Here is a 19,783-nt window from a genome sequence, read left to right as displayed (position 1 = left end):
TTTATAAGAAGATACGTGCTAAATACTAAAATAAAATGGTAGACTAATTCTGTTGTACTATTTTATTTTAAAAGGTAGTCATAAATAACTAGTACCTTTAGTTTTTAAAGACATAATTAAAAACTAAAGCAACTAAACTACTTACTTTATGCCTATACTATTTGTTGCTACAACATGTAGTGCTCTTAGTAAACTTTTATAGCTAGTACTAAACATAATGAATTCACATACGGCTTTTGTGTTTCATACTCTAAAGCTAAAGTGTAATAAAATTAATTTTAAGTAAAACTGTAAAGTAAATCGGTTAAATTAAGTGAGGCATTTTGCCGCTTAAGTGATTTAACTTACAAAAATCTATCCTTTAGGAGAGGAAACATGAAAACAATGACTCAAAAACAACAGGGTTTCACCCTAATTGAATTAATGATTGTAGTAGCAATCATCGGTATTCTTGCTGCAGTAGCACTACCTGCGTATCAAGATTACACAAAGCGAGCTCACGTAAGTGAAGGTATAACTCTAGCCGCATCAGCAAAAGCTGCAGTTACTGAATACTATGTATCACAAGCTGCTTGGCCTACAAACAATACAACTGCTGGCCTACCAGATGCTACTGCAATCACTGGCAACGCAGTTAAAAGCGTAGCTATCGGAAATGCTAATGGTAATATCACAGTTACTTACAATGACAAAGTTACTGATGATGCAACTATAATTTTCGCGCCATCTATTGCTTCTGGCGGTGGTTCAATAACTTGGACATGTAATACTGGTTCTGTAGACGGTAAATTCAAACCAGCTAATTGCCGTTAATATAATTATCAAGCGTAGCTTTAAGCTACGCTTGAAATACATCCTATGCTTATTAACCTACTAATTTCCTTCCTATTTTTCTTTTTTACGTTATTTAATTGGTATATTCATTTAGGTTCACAAAACCTAGGAATTAAATCTGTAGAAAAAAAACTTTCTAATGCACTATCAAATGGCCCTTTTTTATATGAGGTATTTACATTCACTGTTGGGGTCTTAATTTCTATAATTTTTATAAGTTTAATCGCGAATGTTGTATCGGGTAATTTAAGAAAAATATCGAAAGATAGGTTATCTATTTTATTTTGTTTAATTTTAACGTGGCTATTTTTACCAACAGCTATACTAAGTTTATCCAGTTACTTATATCCTGACCTATTCTTCAGCCATACTAACTTGGCAAATAAAATACTATTAACAATCGTGATATTATTTTTTTCTATATTACTATTATCATCTTTCTTTATTTCTAAAAATATAAAGATGACTTTATTTATATTTTTAATCTTACTTATCCCTAAATTTAATTCTTTTAACGTAACGAGTGTTCAACTCACTGATAAGCCAAACATATTCATTATCGGTATCGATTCTTTAAATCAAGATGAAATAAATGAAAAACAAACACCTTTCTTACAAGGCTTCTTAGATGAATCAAAATATCTACCGAACACTTATACACATGTTGCAAGAACATTCCCTTCATGGGTAAGTATTTTAACTGGCGACTACCCTTTAACTAATAAGGCCCGTTTAAACCTAACTAATTTCAATCAAATAGATTTAACTAAAACATTACCTTATTATTTAAAAAATGCTGGTTATATTAATTATTACATTCAAGATGAAAGACGTTTTAATAATATTGATGAAAGATTTTTTTTCGATAAAATAATAGGTCCGCCAGCCACTGCTGCAGAGTTCATCTTATCTAAATTTGTAGATCTGCCTTTACTTGCTCTAACATCAAGACTGAATTTTTTTAACTACTTTATGCCTCACTTACAGAATAATAGAGCTGTATGGGTTACTTACGACCCAAAAAGGTTTAACAAAAAAATAGACTTGGGCTTACAATCTTCTAAAAAACCAATATTTGCAGCTAGCCACTTCACTTTACCCCACTGGCCTTACAAAACAAATAATAAAGCTAATCATTTAAAAGGTAGCTATCAAAAATATCTAGAATCTATAAGAATGGTTGATGGCCAAGTTTCTAAATATATATCTAATTTAAAAAATAAAGGGTTGCTAGAAAACGCTTTAATTTTTATAGTTTCAGACCATGGTGAAAGTTTTTCTAGGGATATAGATACCCCTAGCCACGATGAATATTCAGAAATAATAAATTTAACCGGACATGGGACATCAATAGTTTCGGGCTCTCAGTATAAAACCTTATTCAGCTTTAAGTATTTAAAAAACAATAATCTTTATGACTTGGGCACAGTTGATACTAATCTCAATTATGCATTGTCTGATATCACGCCAACAATTATTGATATCTTAAAGTTAGATGTAGAAAAAGAGTTTGATGGAAAAAGCATCTTTAAAGTTAAAAATCAAAGAGTCATACCCTTAGAAAGCTCTTTACAACCAATGTTCAATAGCAAAGGAACAGTTGATGTAAATGGAACTATTGAGCAAAATGCTAACTTATTCGAAATAGATGCTTTAGGAAAGGTCATTATTAAGAAGAGCCTATATCAAAAAGCAGTAAACTCGAAACAAAGAGGTATTATTTTTGATAAATGGCAGTTATCTATTTATCCCGAACATGCTAATCAGATTTACATAACTGACTTAGAAAATAATATTTTATATAAAGACATTGATTTTCCAAACGTAAGGTTAAAGGAAGAACTATTAGATAAACTGTGTAGCCTCTATCTTGATGAAGTGATAGTTGCGCAGATAAAACCATGTAGTAATTTAAGCTATGTGTATAATCAATCCATAAAGGCACTATAATGGCTAAGCAAGCAAATAAAAAAAGTTTAGATACTTTCCAATGGATCGGAGTTAGTGCTAGAGGGAAACGTCTTGAAGGGGAGATCACTGGGAATAGCATTGCATTGGTTAAAGCACAGCTTCGAAAGCAAGGTATTACGCCTTCAAAAGTAAAGCGTAAAGCAAAACCATTATTTGGCATTCAAAGTGTTCAAAAGATAACCCCAAAAGATATTGCGCTTGTAACTCGCCAAATTGCAACTATGCTGATGGCGGGCGTTCCGCTAATACAATCAATCGAGATGATCGGCTCAGGATCTACTAACAAAAGTGTTGCCAAGTTGATGATGACTATTGGTGATGAAGTTAAAGCTGGACAGACCTTGTCTTCATCACTTAGAAAGCACCCTCGTTACTTCGATGATTTATACTGTGACCTAGTAGCATCGGGCGAGCAATCAGGTGCGCTTGATAAAATATTTGATCGTGTCGCTATTTATAAAGAAAAATCTGAAGCATTAAAGTCAAAAATTAAAAAGGCGATGTTTTATCCAATTGCAGTATTAGTCGTTGCTGTAATCGTTACCTCCATATTACTTATTTTTGTTGTTCCGCAATTCCAAGATATATTTAATGGTTTTGGCGCAGAACTCCCTGCATTTACCTTATTTGTAATTGGCATATCTGAATTTATGCAGGAATATTGGTGGGTTGCATTAATTTCTGTTGTAGCTATGGGTTGGGCTTTTAAAGAAGCAAAGCTCAGGAGTCTAAAGCTTAGGGACGCAACTGACAGAACAGTACTTAAACTTCCTGTTATTGGCATGATTTTAAATAAGGCAGCCGTTGCTCGCTATGCACGTACTCTTTCGACCACTTTTGCTGCAGGTGTTCCATTGGTTGATGCACTTGATTCTGCCGCAGGCGCTTCAGGTAATGCTGTTTATCGTTACGCTATTTTAGATATTAAAGCAGAGGTTAGCTCTGGTAATCAAATGAACTGGGCAATGCGTAACTCAAAAATATTCCCTGATATGGTAATACAAATGGTCGCGATTGGTGAGGAGTCAGGCTCCTTAGATGGCATGCTTGAAAAGGTAGCCAACATTTACGAGCAAGAAGTGGATGATGCTGTAGATGCCTTATCTAGCTTACTAGAGCCTTTAATAATGGCTGTTTTAGGCGTACTAGTAGGTGGTCTAATTATTGCTATGTACTTACCTATTTTCGAATTGGGCTCTGTTGTTTAATTTTTATTTAAATACGCTATTTAATTATTTGGTCGTTATATGCAAAGTATTATAGAAGTAATGCAAAGCCAACTGTGGTTTTATTTAACCACTATTGGCTTAATTAGTTTATGTATTGGTAGTTTTTTAAATGTGGTTATTTATCGCTTACCGCTAATGATGCAACGTGAGTGGCAAAGCGAATGCAGACTACTGTTAGAAGATGAACTTACAGGGAATAAACCTAAACAAGTCAATATCAACGAGCCTTTTAACTTAGTAAAACCCAACTCTACCTGCCCTAAATGTAAAACAGCCATAAAGCCTTGGCAGAATATTCCTATTATTAGTTGGTTAGCACTCAAAGGTAAATGCGCAAGTTGCAGTAACCCTATTTCGGTCCGTTATCCTGCTGTAGAGCTAATTACTGCCCTATTAAGTTTAATTGTTGCCTATAGCTTTGGTGCGACCGAGCAAGCTTTATTATATATTTTTGTAACGTGGATTTTAGTAGCACTGACCTTTATTGATATTGACCACATGCTGCTGCCAGACCAACTTACACTTCCGCTGTTATGGCTTGCACTTATTGCCTCTGTAATGGGTTACACAATTACGCCTACTGATGCCATTATTGGTGCTGCTTGCGGTTATTTAAGCTTATGGAGTGTGTTTTGGCTATTTAAGTTATTAACCGGTAAAGAAGGTATGGGTTATGGCGATTTTAAACTACTCGCTGTATTTGGGGCATTACTTGGCTGGCAGTCATTACTCACTATTATTCTACTTTCGAGCGTAGTAGGTGCCATTATAGGTATTGCACTGTTGAGCATTCAAGGTAAAGACAAAGCGACCCCTATCCCTTTTGGGCCTTATTTAGCGATAGCGGGCTGGATTGCAATGCTTTGGGGTAACCAAATTCAAGGCGCTTATTTTAATTTAATTGGTTATTAAAATGAGTGAGAAAATTACTAAAGTAAACAGCTGGGTATTAGGTTTAACGGGCGGTATTGGCTGTGGAAAAACAGCCGTTAGTAATATGTTTGAAGAGCTTGGTATTACAATTGTTGATGCCGATATAATTGCGCGTGAAGTAGTACTCCCAAATAGCAAAGGGCTAAAAGCGATTACAGCCCACTTTGGCAAAGATATTTTATTGCCTGATGGCACATTAAATAGAGCAGAGCTACGTGCAAAAATATTTACTAACAACACTGACAAAGAATGGCTTAATGCGTTACTGCACCCTCTTATACGGATAAAAATACTAACCGATTTAAATAATGCAACTAGCCCTTATGTTGTTTTAGTCGCGCCTTTATTGTTTGAAAACAACCTTGATAAGTATTGCGACCATACCTTACTTATTGATGTACCAACCTCAGTTCAAATGGCGCGTACAGCAAAACGTGACAACACAAGTATTGAACAAGTTAAAAGTATTATTGCCTCACAAATGTCACGAGCCAATAAACAGCAAAAAGCGAATGATATTTTAAATAACGACCGTAGTTTAAACCTAGTGCATATAGAACTTGTTGATCTTCATAAAAAGTACCTACAATATGCATTACACAACAAAACTAACTCACATTAACACTGTCCTAACTCACACAAACTCGTATTTTAGTTAGTAAAATCACAACAAAGAATGAAAGGTGATGTAATCACCTTCTTTTTTCTGATAAATTGCTTACTATTGAAGGAATAAAACAGGTGCGCAATGAATATTAACTCACCGTTATTGAGAAAATTTATAACCCTTGGCCGCATTGATGCCGACACGGTTAAAAACAAACAAAATGAATTTGCCTCAACAGCTGAGCTTATTTCTAAATGTGGAAAAATCGATAGTAAAGATTTAGCTGAACAATGTATTGATTTGTTTCGCGTACCTTATTTTGATTTAAAAGACTTTGATCCTACAAAAATCCCGGCCGATCTCGTAAAAGAAAAACTTATACGTAAACATCATATTTTGCCGCTTGTTCAAAAAGATCGAAAAGTTTATATAGCAGCATCAGACCCAACAGATTACGGCGCATTCGAAAACTTTGAGTTTAGTACCGGTCTTTCATGCGAAATTGTTGTTGTTGATTATATTCAACTCGATACCAAAATTGAGCAATTACTAGATGCCACTGGCAGCCTAAATTTAACTGATGACGAGTTTCAGGAATTTGCTGATTTAGACTCAGAAAGCCAAAGAGATACAGCACCACAAGATGACGATAAAGATGATGCACCTATCATCGTTTACATCAACAAAATTTTAATGGATGCCATTAAGAAAGGCGCCTCTGATTTACACTTTGAACCTTACGAGCACAAGTACCGTATTCGCTTTCGTATTGATGGCATTTTGCATGAAGTTGCAAGCCCACCCAATACATTAGCAACCAAGCTGTCTGCGCGTATTAAGGTTATGTCACGACTCGATATTGCCGAAAAACGCAAACCACAAGATGGTCGTATAAAACTAAAAATTACTGAACGCAAAAGTATCGACTTTCGTGTAAGTACTATGCCTACCTTGTGGGGCGAAAAAATAGTAATGCGTATCCTTGATTCATCAAGCGCTATGCTAGGCATTGATGTATTAGGCTATGAGCCTGAGCAGAAAAAGCTATACATGGATGCACTTGCCCAGCCTCAAGGGATGATACTTGTAACAGGGCCAACCGGTTCTGGTAAAACAGTATCGCTATACACAGGTTTAAATATATTAAACCAGCCAGAGCGCAATATTAGTACTGCGGAAGATCCGGTTGAGATTAACCTTGAAGGTGTAAACCAAGTACAAATTAACATTAAAGCCGATATGACTTTTGCCAATGCACTGCGTGCATTTTTACGTCAAGATCCTGATGTAGTTATGGTAGGTGAAATACGTGACCTAGAAACCGCAGAAATATCAATAAAAGCGGCGCAAACAGGTCACTTGGTTTTATCAACATTGCATACAAACTCAGCACCAGAAACAATCACCCGTTTATTAAATATGGGTGTACCGGCTTATAACGTAGCAAGTTCGATCAGCTTAATTATAGCCCAGCGTTTAGCACGTCGTTTATGCCCTAAATGTAAAACGCCAGAACAACTTCCGAGTGAAGAACTGGCTCGTCAAGGATTTAGCGCCAAGCAAATTGAAGAAATGACGTTATATACGCCTAAAGGGTGTGATAGTTGTACCGATGGTTATAAAGGCCGAGTGGGTATTTACGAAGTAATGCAAATTACCCCTGAAATTGCCCAAATTATTATGCGCGGTGGTAACTCGCTTGAAATAGCTGACGTTTCACTTAAAGCCGGATTTAATAATTTACGTTTATCGGGTTTACGCAAAGCAGCCGATGGCCTTACATCCCTTGGTGAAATTAACCGCGTGACTAATTTTTAAAGGTCCATAGTAAAAGTGACAAGGTTCTGAACACTAAATTCAGAGCCTTACTTATACCTAGAGACTCATATCTAAGTAATGTAAAATGCAGAAAAAGATTGTAAAGAGTAAATTATGCCTACTATTGTAAACTGCCCAACCTGTAAAACTAAAGTTGAATGGTCAGAGCAAAGCCCATTTCGTCCTTTTTGCTCAAAACGCTGTCAGCTAATTGATTTAGGTGAATGGTCGTTTGAAAATAACAGAATTTCTGCACCAATCACGTCCGCCGAAGAGTTTAGCCAAGACATGATTGAAGATATTGAAGCTATGCTGGCTAAAAATGAAGATGACTTTTTTAAGTAATTTATCTTCATCATTCCTAATACCAATCCGCAATAATACTTAATCAATTTGAGGGGTTAAATCTGACGTTAACTGCGTTAAAAATTTCTGATATAGAACAACTAAATAACGAAATTTTTGCCTTGTTATCGACACGATTTTCTTCCCTCAAAATAGATCACTTAATTAAGCGAATTGGTATAAAAGCAAAAACCAGCATTAAGCTGGTTTTTTAGTATTTACAAAAAGTATAATTAACTTTTTTGTTTACGGTGCTTTTTATTCATACGCTTTTGCATTTTAGCAAATTTCTCTTTTTGCTCAGCGTTAAGTACCTGCATTACTTGGTGTTGCGTTTTTAGTTTAATTAAACCAAATTGCTCACCTTTTTCGCGGCGTTCATTTAATAGCTCTTTTGCTGCATTTTCGTCAAATGTTGCAGCCGAAAGTAACGCATCCATTTTAGCTTTGTGCGCTTCACGCATCGCTTTACGGGCTTCTTTATCGTCGCCACGCAACGCTTTCATTTGTGTTTTTTGCGCTTCAAAAATAGCCTTTAGCTTAGTTTGCTGCTCATCTGTTAAGCTTAATTTTTCAACGCCGCGATCAGAAAGTAAAAAACGAGCTTGAGAATGGCCTTGTTTATGTCCGTCGCCTTTAGCTAATACGCTACCAGCACCAAGCGTTGCTGTTGCTAAGCCACAGATAAGTACTAATTTTGAAAGTGTGTTTAATTTAGTCATAATCATTACCTTAATATTGGGTTGGTTGTGGCTGCTAAGCCAGTGAGTTAACTATACCTAACTCAATGCAAAGTAACGCAAAGCAGTGTAAAGGTTGTGTAAAGATTCACCTTTGCACTATTTAGCGGGTAAAATAACGCCATAAACAACTCTAAGGGTTTGTAAATGAAACTATTAATGATTGATGACGATACTGGTCTTTGCGAGCTATTAAGTGAGTATTTAACTGCCCAAGGGTTTGAAATACAAAGCGTACACGACGGTGAGCAGGGCCTTAAACTAGCACAAGCAAATGACTACGCCCTTATATTGCTAGATGTAATGTTACCAACGCTTGATGGTTTTGAAGTACTTAAACAACTTAGGCAAACAAAACTCACACCGGTCATAATGCTTACTGCAAAAGGTGAAGACTTTGACCGTATTTTTGGCCTAGAGCTAGGCGCTGATGATTATATTCCAAAGCCTTTTAATCATCGTGAATTACTAGCCCGCGTAAAAGCGATAACACGCCGTATAGAGCACATTAATAGCTTAAATGCAGCTACAACGAGTAAGTTACTCGTTAATGGTATTACTGTTAACCTTGCAGCGCGAGAGGCCTCAATCGACGGCTCTACACTAACCCTTACCGGTACAGAGTACGAAATACTCACGCTATTGTGTAAAAATGCAGGCGAAGTTGTTAGTAAAGAGCAAATTAGCGAAGAAGTGCTAGGCAGGCGCTTAGCTTCTTTTGATCGCTCTATCGATATGCATGTAAGTAATATCCGTAAAAAAATAGCTGAGCATATTCCAGGTGAGCGAATTAAAACAATGCGAGGTACGGGTTATGTCTTTATCCAAGGCGAATAAAAGCACTTACTTTGCTTGGTTAAAACATCCTGGGCACTACCTGTTTTTTAAAGTATTTATTTGGTTTTGGTTAACTATAATCGGCACCGTAGCAGCGCTTATATTTTTAAGTAATATAACCGCTATTAATGCGGTATCTAACGAGCCACTTTATGGCCCAATGAAAAAAAACCTAATATATACCGCCAAAAGTATTGAGCGCACTGCTATTAAACATAAGCGCAGCCTAAGCGAAGTATTAGTACACCCTCGCCTATCAAAGCGTAAACTTTTATACTTAAGCGCAGCTCAAAGCGAGGACTCTCTTAGTAGTAAAGAGGTGCCAGAGAGCATCGACTTAAGTTTATTAAACTTCACTCAAAATATGTCACCGCAAATTATTTTCACTGAGAAATATCAAGCCTTCGGCCCTGTTAATATAAACGTGCCTGAAGGGAGTTTTTATCTTTATGAAATAGATATTAATCATCAACCACCGCTAATAATGCGCTTTAAGCTTATGCCTAATTGGATGAAAATAGTCATCGCAATTGTTGCCTCTCTTATTTTAAGCTTTGTATTTAGCCGTAACTTAATAGCCCCTATAAATAGCCTTAAAAAAGCGGCAATTAAACTATCAGCGGGTAACCTAAGCGCAAGAGCCGACATTTCTGTAAACCGAAAAGATGAGCTAGGAATACTAGGGCGAGATTTTAACAGCATGGCTAATCAGTTAGAGCTTTTAATTAGTTCACAAAAACGCTTATTAGCCGACATATCACATGAATTACGATCGCCTCTTACACGTTTAAAAATGGCTACCGGACTTGCACAAATGCAAGCTAACGACGCTAGCCAATCGTATTTATTACGCATAGAAAAAGAAGCTAATCAACTCGATAAAATGATTGCCGACGTGCTGCAAGTTTCTCGCTTAGAAGCAAAAAGCCAAGCGCTTTCACTGCAAAAACAATCATTACAAATAATTGTAGATCACGTTATTAACGATGCGCAGTTTGAAGCAAAACAAAATAATAAGCAGCTAAATATAGTGGGCGCTGTAGACGTAAACATTAATTGCGACGAAGGCCTTATTGCCAGTGCGCTTGAAAACCTATTACGCAACGCCATTAAATACGCAAATAATACGATTAGTATTACTCTAAAGCATGCTGATGCCATTTATATAGAAATATGTGACGATGGCTCTGGTGTGCCAGATGATCAACTGAGCAAGCTTTGCGAGCCCTTTTTTAGACAGTCAGATGCGCGGGATCGCGTAAGTGGTGGCACGGGTTTAGGTCTGGCGATTGCTAAAAATGCTATTACTGCGCATGGCGGCAGTTTAGTATTATCAAATAAAGAACTAGGTGGCTTGTGTGCTAATATAACCTTGCCATTAATAAAAGAGTAAAGCATGTTTTATAGTAGTGAGCGTGAGCTTAAGAGTAATCAAATAACAATTAATAACTTTTATAAAAACACGCTAATTAAAGCTTATTTAGATACACCTAACGGGCAATTATTTTATGCTTATGCCATACCAGATAAAGCCAAAAATGCCATTGTAATAAGCTCTGGGCGCCTTGAAGGGTTAGATAAATATAAAGAGTTGTTATGGGAGCTGTATAACAATAATTTTGCCATATTCATAGCCGATCACCAAGGACAAGGCCGCTCTTATCGCCACCTACTAAATAAGCACAAAGGCCATGTTAATCAATTTAAAGATTACAGCGCAGACCTAAACTTATTTAATACACAAATAGTGGATACTCATTGGCAAGGTAAAAAGGTGTTAGTGAGTCATTCAATGGGCGGCGCCATAGCATTTGATTACCTTGCGCATTTTGAACACAATTTTAGTGGCGCGTTTTTATCAGCGCCTATGCTTGATATTTATACAAAAAACACACCAAAACCTTTAGCTAAATTAATAGCAAGTACTGCAACCCTTTTGGGTCAAAAAGACAATTACGCACTAGGACAAACCGATTACATACCCGATGAGTTTGCTACAAATGTATTAACCAGCAGCCCAGTGCGTTACGAGCTATTTAGGCAAACATATCAAGAAGAGCCATTACTACAGCTCGGCGGTGTTACTTACGGCTGGCTAAATGCGACGTTTGCATTTATAACTTCTGTGGATAACTTAAGCGTGACTATTCCACTTTATATTGCCAGTGCGCAAAACGACGAAGTGGTTGATAACAATGCCCAATATAAATTAGCAAACAGGCACGTAAACACGGTACTTAAAAGCTTTGAAGGCGCTAAACACGAGCTGTTTTTTGAACGTGATGAAATACGCCAGCCATTGCTTAAAAGTTTGTATCAGTTTTGTGAGTCGGTGACGGCTTAGCAAGTACCGACAAAGGGTCGAGGTGGATCAATATATCTACCTCAGACTCAAAACGTTCTTTAAGCATTGCCTCTACTTCATCAGCTACGTTATGTGCGCGAATCAAACTTAAATGATCATCAAGCTCTAAGTGCATTTGGATAAACTTAACTTTTCCGCCTTGGCGCGTACGAATATCATGTACACCATGTACGTCAGCATGGGCTCTGGCTATATCAAATATGCTTTGCTTTTCATCATCTGGCAGTTCTTTATCCATTAAATGATCGGCACTATCGCGAGCAATATCCCAACTGTTATAAAGTAAGTAACCCGCTACACCTATCGCAAAAACAGGATCGGCATACAACACACCATAATAAGCTAACAAAATAGCTAATAGCACAGCGGCATTTAATATTAAATCACCTTTGTAATGTACTGAGTCGGCTTTTATAGCAATTGAATCGGTATACTTAACCACCTTGTTTTGTACAAATACAATGACCAGCGTACACGCAATAGCAAAAATACTTACCCACACACCTAATAAAGAATGGCTTAACTGTATAGGGTTAAATAATCGCTCAATACCATGAAAAGCAAGTAGGCAACCTGAGCCTGCAATAAACGCAGCTTGTCCAAGCCCTGCAAGTGCTTCGGCTTTACCGTGTCCAAATCTATGGTCATCATCCGCTGGGCGCAGTGCGTAACCTAACACTAAAAAACTCATGGCGGTGGCAGTAATATCCATTAACGAATCAGTTAACGAGCCAAGCATTGAAGCCGAGCCAGAAGCCAGCCATGCCCATGTTTTTGCGCCAATCATTAAACTAACCATTACCATGGTAACAATGCTTGAAGTTTTAACCCAAAATTCGTAGCTACGGTTATGCACGTTTTAATCCGATAATTAGGAGTACTCAATAGTGTGAGTATATCATTTTTTTAAAAGGTTTCGTGTATACTGCCCTTCGTCAAACTACAGATTATTTTATAAGGCTCATTATGCTGGATATTGTTTTATACCAACCTGAAATACCGCCTAACACTGGTAATATTATTCGCCTATGTGCCAATACCGGCTATGCATTACATTTAATTGAGCCGTTAGGTTTTGAGTGGGACGATAAGCGCGTGAAACGTGCAGGACTTGATTATCATGAATTTAGTCATGTTCAACGCCATGCCTCATTTGAAGATTACCTTGAAAAATGTAAACCAAAAAAAATATATGCATGTACAACCAAAGGTAGTCAGTTTCACCATGAAGCAAGTTACGAAGCGGGTGACTGCTTGGTATTTGGCCCAGAGACTCGCGGCTTGCCTGACGATATGATCCAAGCACTGCCAAAAGAGCAGCGTGTGCGTATTCCTATGCAAGCCAATAGCCGCAGCATGAACTTGTCAAACGCAGTAGCTGTGTTTGTCTACGAGTCTTGGCGCCAGTTGGGTTTTCCTAACGCGCAGTAAATAGCTTTGAGCTAAACAACAAAAAACCGACATAACGTCGGTTTTTTAGTTTTATAAACGCTTATAAAATTATTCAGAACGTTGCTCTCGGCCTAATAGCGCCATTGCAGCTTCTTTCATATCTTTATTTTCATAAAGCACTTTATAAATTTGCTCGGTAATCGGCATTTCTACACCGCTACGCTGCGCTAATAAATACACTTCTTTAGTATTTCTAAAGCCTTCCACTACTTGACCAATTGACTCAATAGCAGCATCGACGCTTTCGCCTTTACCTAACGCTAAACCAAATCGACGATTACGTGATTGGTTATCTGTACACGTTAGTATTAAATCGCCAAGGCCTGCCATTCCCATAAAGGTTTCTGGCTTAGCACCAAGAGCGCAACCTAAACGAGTAAGCTCTGCAAGGCCTCGGGTGATAAGTGCGGTACGCGCATTAGCGCCAAAACCAACACCGTCCGAAATACCGGCACCAATGGCAATTACATTCTTAACCGCACCACCGAGCTGTATACCAATAAAATCATCATTGTTATACACACGGAATGAGCGAGCACAATGAAGTAAATCAGCAAGCTGCTGAGCAAATTCAGGTGACGTAGAAGACACTGAAATAGCTGTAGGTGAACCCATCGCCATTTCTTTTGCAAACGTAGGACCCGACAGTACCGCAAGTGGAATATCATCACCCAATTCTTGCAAAGCCACTTCTTGTAACAAACGTCCAGTATTAGGCTCAAGCCCTTTAGTTGCCCACGCTACTTTAGCACCGTCTTGCAATGCAGGTTTGATCTGCGCAAGTGTGTCGCCAAAAGCATGGCTTGGCACAACAACAAGTACAATAGCGCTGCTAGCAACGGCATGTTGTAAGTTAGCTTCAAGAGTAAGAGTATCTGGAAAAGGAGCATCAGGTAAGTAACGTTGATTTTTCCGCTCAGCTGCAAGCGTGGCAACGTCGTCGCTATTTCTTCCCCAAAGTGTCACGTGGTGACCATTTCGGGCTAAACAAATAGCAAGGGCGGTGCCGTAAGACCCCGCCCCTAATACAGTAACAGCTGTAGTTGCTGTACTCATAAGTTATGCGTCTGCTGAAGCCTGGTCAGCTTGCGCAGTACGTTGTTGCATGTATTGTGCAAATAACGCATCAAAATTAACTGGCGCAAGGTTAAGCTGTGGGAAAGTACCACGGTTAACAAGGTTTGAAACAGCTTCACGTGCATATGGGAACAACACGTTAGGACAAAATGCACCTAGCATGTGCGCAAGTTGCACTTCTTCAACTTCAGCAATAGTAAAAATACCTGCTTGTTGAATTTCACATAAGAACGCAGTTTCTTCACCAAGAGAAGCGGTTACAGTTAGCGCTAAAACAACTTCAAATACACCTTCGTCTAGTTTATTAGAGCGTGTATCTAGGTCTAGCTTAACTTCTGGCGTCCATTCTTTTTGAAAAATGGCCGGAGAGTTTGGCGTTTCAAACGATACATCTTTAGTGTAAATACGTTGAATAGTAAATTGTGCGCCGGCTTCTGCAGCTGCTACGTTTTGATTTTCTTCGTTCATTGTTATTCCTAACTTGTTCGTTATTATAATTAAATTAAGCGTTTAGCTTAGCGTCAAGTTTACCTTGCGCTTCAATAGCCATCATGTCGTCGCAGCCACCGATATGTTCATCATTAATAAAAATTTGCGGTACTGTGCTTGCACCACCTGCTTTGGCAATCATTTCATCGCGTAGCTCTGGCTGTACACCAATATCATAATTTGTGTATTCAACGCCTTTGCTGTTTAAAAGCGAAAGAGCACGCTGACAAAATGGACAATACGCCTTGGTGTATAAAACAACATTACTCATAATAAATCCTCTATCGGCCTAGCTAAACTGATTAGCGACCTGTTGTAGTTGGTAAGCTGGCAGATTGCCACGCACCCATGCCACCTGCTAATAAGTAAACTCGTTCAAAACCAGCTTTACTCATAGCGGCTGCAGTACCTTGGGCAGTCATACCTGTAGTACATACAACTATAATGGGTTTAGTCTTGTACTTTTCAAGGCTTGAAAAGTCAGATTTTTTCGCATTCTCTGGGCTTAAGTGCTCAGCACCAGAAATACGCCCTGCGTTAAACTCTTTTTGCGCACGTATATCGATTACTTGACCGTCATCACGGTTAATAAGTAACGTAAGCTGCTGAGGATTTATTTGACGAACAGCTGAAAGCTTACTCTTTATCCAGCCACTAACAATAAGGAAAACAATACCAACCCAAGCAAGGCTTAAAATGGGATGATTTGTAATAAATTCAATATATTGATCCATTCTACTTCCACTATGAAATTATGTTTTAAAACGTGATGTTTTAAGGATTTTGTACTTTAGCCACGCAAGTATACCCAAACCAACCTAAAATGCGAGTTTAGGAGCACTTAGAGACGTTTAAAAAACGATAAAGCCCCCCATATATAGTTAACAAGAACTCTGGATAATAAATCTATCTCAAGCAGAGTTCAGGTTAGTCAATGAGGTATAAGTGAAAAAATTTAATATCTTGTTTTCAATGCTGATCCTAGCTTAAAAACACGGTATGCTAAAACCACGCTAATAAACCTTTTAGGTGCACAGTATCCATCAACAGATACTAATTTTCAGGAGCTATTATGACAGAGCATAAAAAACCACTGGTATTAATGATTTTAGACGGTTGGGGATACCGCGAAGATACGCAAAGTAATGCTATTCTTGCAGCTAACACACCGGTATTAGACAATTTATGGGCCACACGGCCACACACATTAATATCAGCTTCGGGTTTAGATGTTGGTCTTCCTGATGGTCAAATGGGTAACTCAGAAGTTGGCCATGTGAACTTAGGTGCTGGTCGCATTGTTTATCAAGATTTTACCCGTATCACTAAAGCAATTAACGATGGCGAATTTGATTCAACCCCAGCCTTAGTTGAAAACATAGATAAAGCGGTAAGTGCAGGAAAAGCAGTTCACATAATGGGTCTTTTAAGCCCAGGTGGCGTACATAGTCACGAAGATCACATTGTTGCTAGCATAAAACTTGCTGCAAAACGTGGTGCTAAAGAAGTTTACTTTCATGGCTTTTTAGATGGCCGCGATACACCTCCACGTAGTGCTAAAGCGTCAATCGAACGTATTGAAGCGTTATTTAGCGAACTTAAATGCGGTCGTTTGGCGTCACTTATTGGCCGCTACTACGCAATGGACAGAGACAACCGTTGGAACCGCGTAGAAAAAGCGTACAACGTAATTGCATTAGCTGAAGGTGACTTTAATTTTGATAACGGCGTAGAGGCACTTAATGCAGCGTACGAGCGCGACGAAAACGACGAATTTGTGGCCGCTACAACCATTACACCAACAGGCGCCGCTCCTGCTTCAATAAACGATGGCGACACTCTAATTTTTGCCAACTTTAGAGCAGATAGAGCCCGCGAAATTACTCGCGCTTTTGTTGAGCCTGATTTTGATGGATTCGCAAGAAAAAGAACGCCAGCGCTTAGTGCATTTGTAATGATGACAGAGTATGCAGCCGATATAGATGCACCTATTGCCTTTGGTTCAACACCGTTAGTAAACGTACTTGGTGAGTGGTTTGAAAAAAATAACAAAACACAGCTTCGTATTTCAGAAACCGAAAAGTACGCACACGTTACATTTTTCTTTAGTGGCGGGCGCGAAAGCGAATTTGAAGGCGAAACACGCGAACTAATTCCTTCGCCGCAAGTAGCAACTTACGACTTACAACCTGAAATGAACTCAGAAATGTTAACCGACAAGTTAGTAGCAGCAATTAAAAGTGGAAAATACGATGCTATTATTTGTAACTATCCTAATGGCGACATGGTAGGTCACTCTGGCGTGTTTGACGCTGCAGTTAAGGCCTGTGAAGCGGTAGATAGCTGTATTGGACGTGTTGTTAATGCACTTGAAGAGTTTGGTGGTGAAGCACTAATAACAGCTGATCATGGTAATGCAGAGCAAATGGCAGACCTTAAAACAGGCCAAGCCCATACAGCTCACACTAGCGAACCGGTACATTTTATTTATGTGGGTCGCGATGCAGAGCCTATGCAAGGTAAAGCATTAAGCGATGTAGCCCCTACCATGCTTCACTTAATGGGCATGGAGCAGCCAAACGAAATGACTGGTACGCCTATCATGATGTTGAAATAACGCATGAATAGACGTATTAACCGGTTAATTAAGTGCGGTTTAATACTCACTTCATTAGTGACTGCATCTGCAGTTGCTAATGAAGATCGTACTAAAAAAGACTTATCAGAAGTTCAAAATGCACTTGAGCAAAGCCAAGCTGAGTATAACGCCCAAAGAAAAAAAATAGCGTCACTACAAAAAAACCTCAAAAGCCATGAACTCGATATAGCTAAAAATGCTAAAGCACTTAACATGGCAGAACAATCAGTAAAAGAAACTAAAACACAGCAAAAAGAGCTACAAAATAAAGCCGATGAGCTCGATAAAAAGCATACTCAGTTTCAAAAAGTCTTAGCCGCGCAGCTCAAAAGTGCCTACATGGCGGGTGGCGACGACTATTCTAAAATGCTGTTAAACCAAGAAGACACCGCAAAATTTGAGCGCACACTAAGTTATTACAACTACTTAAATAAAGCCCGTATTGAACAAATTGAAGATCTAAAAAACCTTCAACAACAAATAGCACAAAACCAAGAAGAGCTTGTTAAAACACAAGAAAAACTAGCGCTTTTATTTGATGAGCAAAAAAGACGTCAAACTGCATTGCTTAATGCACAAAGTGAACGCCAAGCTAATCTTAAAAATTTACAAGCTCAGCTCAACAGCACCAAAAGTTCAATAAACTATTTAAAAGAAAACCAACAAACTTTAGTAGCAACAATTGAAGAACTCGAAAAAGAAAAAACACAGAAAATTGAATTACTGGGCCTAAATAAAAACAAAGGCAAATTAGACTGGCCCAGCAAAGGCAAGTTAGAGCACACATTCGGCCAACGTAAACATGGTGGTATTGATTGGAAAGGCGTATTAATTGGTGCAAAAGAAGGCACTAATATTAATAGCGTACATAACGGCCAAGTTGTATTTGCCGATTGGCTAAAGGGCTATGGTTGGGTAATTGTTGTAGACCATGGTGAAGGTTTTATGAGCCTATATGGTCATGCCCAAACACTGCTAAGAGATGTAGGCGACATGGTACGCGAAGGCGAAACCCTTGCTTTAGTTGGCCAAAGCGGCGGACAAGCTAGTTCTGGTCTATACTTTGAAATACGCCACAAAGGACGCGCAGTAAATCCTGTAAAATGGTGCAAACGCATTTAATTAAATAAATCGCTGCACCGCTCTGGAGCAGCTGATGACAACTAAAAAAACTGTAGTAACTACCATTGATCAAAAAAATACAGGCTTTTATATAAGTCTGTATTTGCTTGTATTACTAACCTTAATCGCTTTTTCTAGTAACGCACTAGCAAGCTCGATTAAAGATCTTAAAAGACAACAAATAGACGAAATACTCTTTAACATTCATGCCTACTATGTTGAAGATCTCACCTTACAAAATAGCCACCACATTAAATATAATAGCCAACAGTTTGAGCGTTTATATTCAAAGCTCGACTCTTACTCTAAGTACTTAAATGAGCACGAACTAACCTCATTATTTGATAACACAAACGGGCGCTATACAGGCATTGGTATTGAGGTTAAAAATATCGATAAATATATGACTATTGTTAATGTGGTTGATAATTCCCCCGCAAAAACAGCGGGTATTCTGCCAGGCGATATTATTGTAAGTGTAAACAACCACACAGCTCAAAACCGTACAATCGATGAAGTAGCAACATTAATACGAGAAAGTAAATTTGCGAATATAGACCTAATTATAAATCGCGGTAACAATAAAAATGCAATTACGTTTCATGTTGCACGCCGCCAAATAAACCTCGAAAGCGTGACAAGCGAACTGTTAGATTTTGGTACGGGTTATATAGCTATTAATAGCTTTTCTAACCACACCTTACATGAGGTTGCTCTGCAAGTGGCCGCCCTGCAAAGCCACTTTGGTTACCCACTTAAAGGCTTAGTCATTGATTTACGTGATAACCCAGGGGGTACATTACAAAGCGCAGTGGCGGTATCAGATCTATTTTTACAAAGCGGTACTATTGTGACGACCAAAGGACGCTTTTACGATGCAAACCAAGCTTTTTACGCTAAACGTGGCGACATTCTAAAAAATGCCCCCATTGTTGTACTTATAAATGAAAACTCTGCCTCAGCAGCAGAAATACTAGCCGCAGCCCTTAAAGATAATAAACGAGCAACCGTTGTTGGCAGCCAATCTTTTGGGAAAGGATCGGTGCAATCGCTAATCCCACTCGGTGATGGCAATACCGCATTAAAGCTCACTACAGCTAAATACTTTACGCCGCTAGGAAAGTCGATTGATGGGATAGGAGTAACCCCAGATGTGGCGGTTAATCAAACAACCCTTTCACAAAGTAATAAAGCCGTTATAATAAAAAGTGAGCAAATTAACAGTAACGCGCAATTACTCACGAGTAACTTAGCCGATTTACAGTTAGTTAAAGCAAAACAATTACTCAGCATGCAATAGCTTGTATAAGCTGTATAAATAAAGCT

At 38.4% G+C, this 19,783-nt stretch carries 20 protein-coding genes; 14 read left to right on the top strand and 6 right to left on the bottom strand.

Features of this window, described 5'->3' with window-relative positions:
- Nucleotides 1–375 precede the first annotated feature (375 nt).
- The 7 genes from GQR52_RS20615 (at nucleotide 376) to yacG (ending at nucleotide 7,737) form a co-directional block, all read left to right on the top strand.
- Nucleotides 376–813, top strand: coding sequence for a pilin (locus GQR52_RS20615; protein ID WP_277344629.1), 438 nt, complete (start codon nucleotides 376–378; stop codon nucleotides 811–813).
- Between the two features lie 45 nt (nucleotides 814–858).
- Nucleotides 859–2,784 (top strand): sulfatase-like hydrolase/transferase, encoded by a 1,926-nt coding sequence (locus GQR52_RS00765; protein ID WP_165727143.1) that lies wholly within the window; start codon nucleotides 859–861, stop codon nucleotides 2,782–2,784.
- Nucleotides 2,784–4,013, top strand: coding sequence for a type II secretion system F family protein (locus tag GQR52_RS00760; protein WP_165727142.1), 1,230 nt, complete (start codon nucleotides 2,784–2,786; stop codon nucleotides 4,011–4,013). Before GQR52_RS00765 ends, GQR52_RS00760 begins: the two co-directional genes overlap by 1 nt.
- 39 nt (nucleotides 4,014–4,052) lie before the next feature.
- Nucleotides 4,053–4,946, top strand: a complete 894-nt coding sequence (locus GQR52_RS00755) for an A24 family peptidase (protein WP_165727141.1) — start codon at nucleotides 4,053–4,055, stop codon at nucleotides 4,944–4,946.
- 1 nt (nucleotide 4,947) lies between these two features.
- The gene (gene coaE, locus GQR52_RS00750) at nucleotides 4,948–5,589 is read left to right on the top strand and encodes a dephospho-CoA kinase (RefSeq protein ID WP_165727140.1); all 642 of its coding nucleotides are present in this window, start codon (nucleotides 4,948–4,950) and stop codon (nucleotides 5,587–5,589) included.
- A gap of 126 nt (nucleotides 5,590–5,715) precedes the next feature.
- Complete coding sequence (gene pilB / locus GQR52_RS00745; protein WP_101217071.1) at nucleotides 5,716–7,392, top strand: type IV-A pilus assembly ATPase PilB; 1,677 nt, start codon at nucleotides 5,716–5,718, stop codon at nucleotides 7,390–7,392.
- 114 nt (nucleotides 7,393–7,506) lie between these two features.
- Entirely contained in the window at nucleotides 7,507–7,737 is a 231-nt protein-coding gene (gene yacG, locus GQR52_RS00740) for a DNA gyrase inhibitor YacG (RefSeq protein WP_007586146.1), read from the top strand.
- Nucleotides 7,738–7,970: 233 nt separating this feature from the next.
- Here the strand turns inward: yacG and GQR52_RS00735 are convergent, their stop codons facing one another.
- On the bottom strand, nucleotides 7,971–8,459 hold the full coding sequence (locus GQR52_RS00735) for a Spy/CpxP family protein refolding chaperone (protein ID WP_165727139.1): 489 nt from the start codon (nucleotides 8,457–8,459) through the stop codon (nucleotides 7,971–7,973).
- 165 nt (nucleotides 8,460–8,624) lie between these two features.
- Here GQR52_RS00735 and GQR52_RS00730 point away from each other — a divergent pair, with 165 nt between their 5' ends.
- From GQR52_RS00730 to GQR52_RS00720, 3 genes are read left to right on the top strand one after another with little or no spacing between them, the layout of a single operon-like run.
- Complete coding sequence (locus tag GQR52_RS00730; RefSeq protein ID WP_007586150.1) at nucleotides 8,625–9,314, top strand: response regulator; 690 nt, start codon at nucleotides 8,625–8,627, stop codon at nucleotides 9,312–9,314.
- Nucleotides 9,292–10,707, top strand: a complete 1,416-nt coding sequence (locus tag GQR52_RS00725) for an ATP-binding protein (RefSeq protein WP_024590618.1) — start codon at nucleotides 9,292–9,294, stop codon at nucleotides 10,705–10,707. Before GQR52_RS00730 ends, GQR52_RS00725 begins: the two co-directional genes overlap by 23 nt.
- 3 nt (nucleotides 10,708–10,710) lie before the next feature.
- Entirely contained in the window at nucleotides 10,711–11,658 is a 948-nt protein-coding gene (locus tag GQR52_RS00720; RefSeq protein ID WP_007586153.1) for an alpha/beta fold hydrolase, read from the top strand.
- Here GQR52_RS00720 and GQR52_RS00715 read toward each other — a convergent pair.
- Nucleotides 11,618–12,484, bottom strand: a complete 867-nt coding sequence (locus GQR52_RS00715) for a cation diffusion facilitator family transporter (protein ID WP_165727315.1) — start codon at nucleotides 12,482–12,484, stop codon at nucleotides 11,618–11,620. The genes GQR52_RS00720 and GQR52_RS00715 overlap by 41 nt on opposite strands.
- Before the next feature lie 161 nt (nucleotides 12,485–12,645).
- Here GQR52_RS00715 and trmL point away from each other — a divergent pair, with 161 nt between their 5' ends.
- The gene (gene trmL / locus GQR52_RS00710; RefSeq protein ID WP_007582820.1) at nucleotides 12,646–13,110 is read left to right on the top strand and encodes a tRNA (uridine(34)/cytosine(34)/5-carboxymethylaminomethyluridine(34)-2'-O)-methyltransferase TrmL; all 465 of its coding nucleotides are present in this window, start codon (nucleotides 12,646–12,648) and stop codon (nucleotides 13,108–13,110) included.
- A 69-nt stretch (nucleotides 13,111–13,179) separates the two neighbouring features.
- On the opposite strand, the gene gpsA is transcribed toward trmL, so the two are convergent.
- From gpsA to GQR52_RS00690, 4 genes are read right to left on the bottom strand one after another with little or no spacing between them, the layout of a single operon-like run.
- Nucleotides 13,180–14,187, bottom strand: a complete 1,008-nt coding sequence (gpsA, locus tag GQR52_RS00705) for an NAD(P)H-dependent glycerol-3-phosphate dehydrogenase (protein ID WP_165727138.1) — start codon at nucleotides 14,185–14,187, stop codon at nucleotides 13,180–13,182.
- A gap of 3 nt (nucleotides 14,188–14,190) precedes the next feature.
- Complete coding sequence (gene secB / locus GQR52_RS00700) at nucleotides 14,191–14,676, bottom strand: protein-export chaperone SecB (RefSeq protein WP_010553360.1); 486 nt, start codon at nucleotides 14,674–14,676, stop codon at nucleotides 14,191–14,193.
- Between the two features lie 34 nt (nucleotides 14,677–14,710).
- Nucleotides 14,711–14,968, bottom strand: a complete 258-nt coding sequence (grxC, locus tag GQR52_RS00695) for a glutaredoxin 3 (RefSeq protein ID WP_002957783.1) — start codon at nucleotides 14,966–14,968, stop codon at nucleotides 14,711–14,713.
- Between the two features lie 31 nt (nucleotides 14,969–14,999).
- Entirely contained in the window at nucleotides 15,000–15,431 is a 432-nt protein-coding gene (locus GQR52_RS00690; protein ID WP_002957784.1) for a rhodanese-like domain-containing protein, read from the bottom strand.
- Between the two features lie 338 nt (nucleotides 15,432–15,769).
- Between GQR52_RS00690 and gpmM the strand changes: the two genes are divergently transcribed.
- From gpmM to GQR52_RS00675, 3 genes are read left to right on the top strand one after another with little or no spacing between them, the layout of a single operon-like run.
- Complete coding sequence (gpmM, locus tag GQR52_RS00685; protein WP_165727137.1) at nucleotides 15,770–17,314, top strand: 2,3-bisphosphoglycerate-independent phosphoglycerate mutase; 1,545 nt, start codon at nucleotides 15,770–15,772, stop codon at nucleotides 17,312–17,314.
- 3 nt (nucleotides 17,315–17,317) lie between these two features.
- Complete coding sequence (locus tag GQR52_RS00680; protein WP_165727136.1) at nucleotides 17,318–18,457, top strand: peptidoglycan DD-metalloendopeptidase family protein; 1,140 nt, start codon at nucleotides 17,318–17,320, stop codon at nucleotides 18,455–18,457.
- Nucleotides 18,458–18,491: 34 nt separating this feature from the next.
- Nucleotides 18,492–19,757, top strand: a complete 1,266-nt coding sequence (locus tag GQR52_RS00675; RefSeq protein WP_165727135.1) for a S41 family peptidase — start codon at nucleotides 18,492–18,494, stop codon at nucleotides 19,755–19,757.
- Nucleotides 19,758–19,783: the final 26 nt, after the last annotated feature.

This window comes from Pseudoalteromonas sp. 31A1, from assembly GCF_011378815.1.
Taxonomy (GTDB): domain Bacteria; phylum Pseudomonadota; class Gammaproteobacteria; order Enterobacterales; family Alteromonadaceae; genus Pseudoalteromonas; species Pseudoalteromonas arctica.
Note: the sequence above shows the minus strand (reverse complement) of the source record. Positions and strands in the feature narration are given on the sequence as shown.

What these genes read in the sequence shown, in the direction of transcription:
- GQR52_RS00730 (WP_007586150.1), top strand. Translation starts at nt 8,625, where the DNA reads ATGAAACTATTAATGATTGATGACGATACTGGTCTTTGCGAGCTATTA.
- trmL (WP_007582820.1), top strand. Translation starts at nt 12,646, where the DNA reads ATGCTGGATATTGTTTTATACCAACCTGAAATACCGCCTAACACTGGT.
- GQR52_RS00680 (WP_165727136.1), top strand. Translation starts at nt 17,318, where the DNA reads ATGAATAGACGTATTAACCGGTTAATTAAGTGCGGTTTAATACTCACT.
- coaE (WP_165727140.1), top strand. Translation starts at nt 4,948, where the DNA reads ATGAGTGAGAAAATTACTAAAGTAAACAGCTGGGTATTAGGTTTAACG.
- GQR52_RS20615 (WP_277344629.1), top strand. Translation starts at nt 376, where the DNA reads ATGAAAACAATGACTCAAAAACAACAGGGTTTCACCCTAATTGAATTA.
- gpsA (WP_165727138.1), bottom strand. Translation starts at nt 14,187, where the DNA reads ATGAGTACAGCAACTACAGCTGTTACTGTATTAGGGGCGGGGTCTTAC.
- GQR52_RS00720 (WP_007586153.1), top strand. Translation starts at nt 10,711, where the DNA reads ATGTTTTATAGTAGTGAGCGTGAGCTTAAGAGTAATCAAATAACAATT.
- yacG (WP_007586146.1), top strand. Translation starts at nt 7,507, where the DNA reads ATGCCTACTATTGTAAACTGCCCAACCTGTAAAACTAAAGTTGAATGG.
- gpmM (WP_165727137.1), top strand. Translation starts at nt 15,770, where the DNA reads ATGACAGAGCATAAAAAACCACTGGTATTAATGATTTTAGACGGTTGG.
- GQR52_RS00765 (WP_165727143.1), top strand. Translation starts at nt 859, where the DNA reads ATGCTTATTAACCTACTAATTTCCTTCCTATTTTTCTTTTTTACGTTA.
- GQR52_RS00760 (WP_165727142.1), top strand. Translation starts at nt 2,784, where the DNA reads ATGGCTAAGCAAGCAAATAAAAAAAGTTTAGATACTTTCCAATGGATC.
- GQR52_RS00715 (WP_165727315.1), bottom strand. Translation starts at nt 12,484, where the DNA reads ATGGTAATGGTTAGTTTAATGATTGGCGCAAAAACATGGGCATGGCTG.
- GQR52_RS00755 (WP_165727141.1), top strand. Translation starts at nt 4,053, where the DNA reads ATGCAAAGTATTATAGAAGTAATGCAAAGCCAACTGTGGTTTTATTTA.
- secB (WP_010553360.1), bottom strand. Translation starts at nt 14,676, where the DNA reads ATGAACGAAGAAAATCAAAACGTAGCAGCTGCAGAAGCCGGCGCACAA.
- pilB (WP_101217071.1), top strand. Translation starts at nt 5,716, where the DNA reads ATGAATATTAACTCACCGTTATTGAGAAAATTTATAACCCTTGGCCGC.
- GQR52_RS00735 (WP_165727139.1), bottom strand. Translation starts at nt 8,459, where the DNA reads ATGACTAAATTAAACACACTTTCAAAATTAGTACTTATCTGTGGCTTA.
- GQR52_RS00675 (WP_165727135.1), top strand. Translation starts at nt 18,492, where the DNA reads ATGACAACTAAAAAAACTGTAGTAACTACCATTGATCAAAAAAATACA.
- grxC (WP_002957783.1), bottom strand. Translation starts at nt 14,968, where the DNA reads ATGAGTAATGTTGTTTTATACACCAAGGCGTATTGTCCATTTTGTCAG.
- GQR52_RS00725 (WP_024590618.1), top strand. Translation starts at nt 9,292, where the DNA reads ATGTCTTTATCCAAGGCGAATAAAAGCACTTACTTTGCTTGGTTAAAA.
- GQR52_RS00690 (WP_002957784.1), bottom strand. Translation starts at nt 15,431, where the DNA reads ATGGATCAATATATTGAATTTATTACAAATCATCCCATTTTAAGCCTT.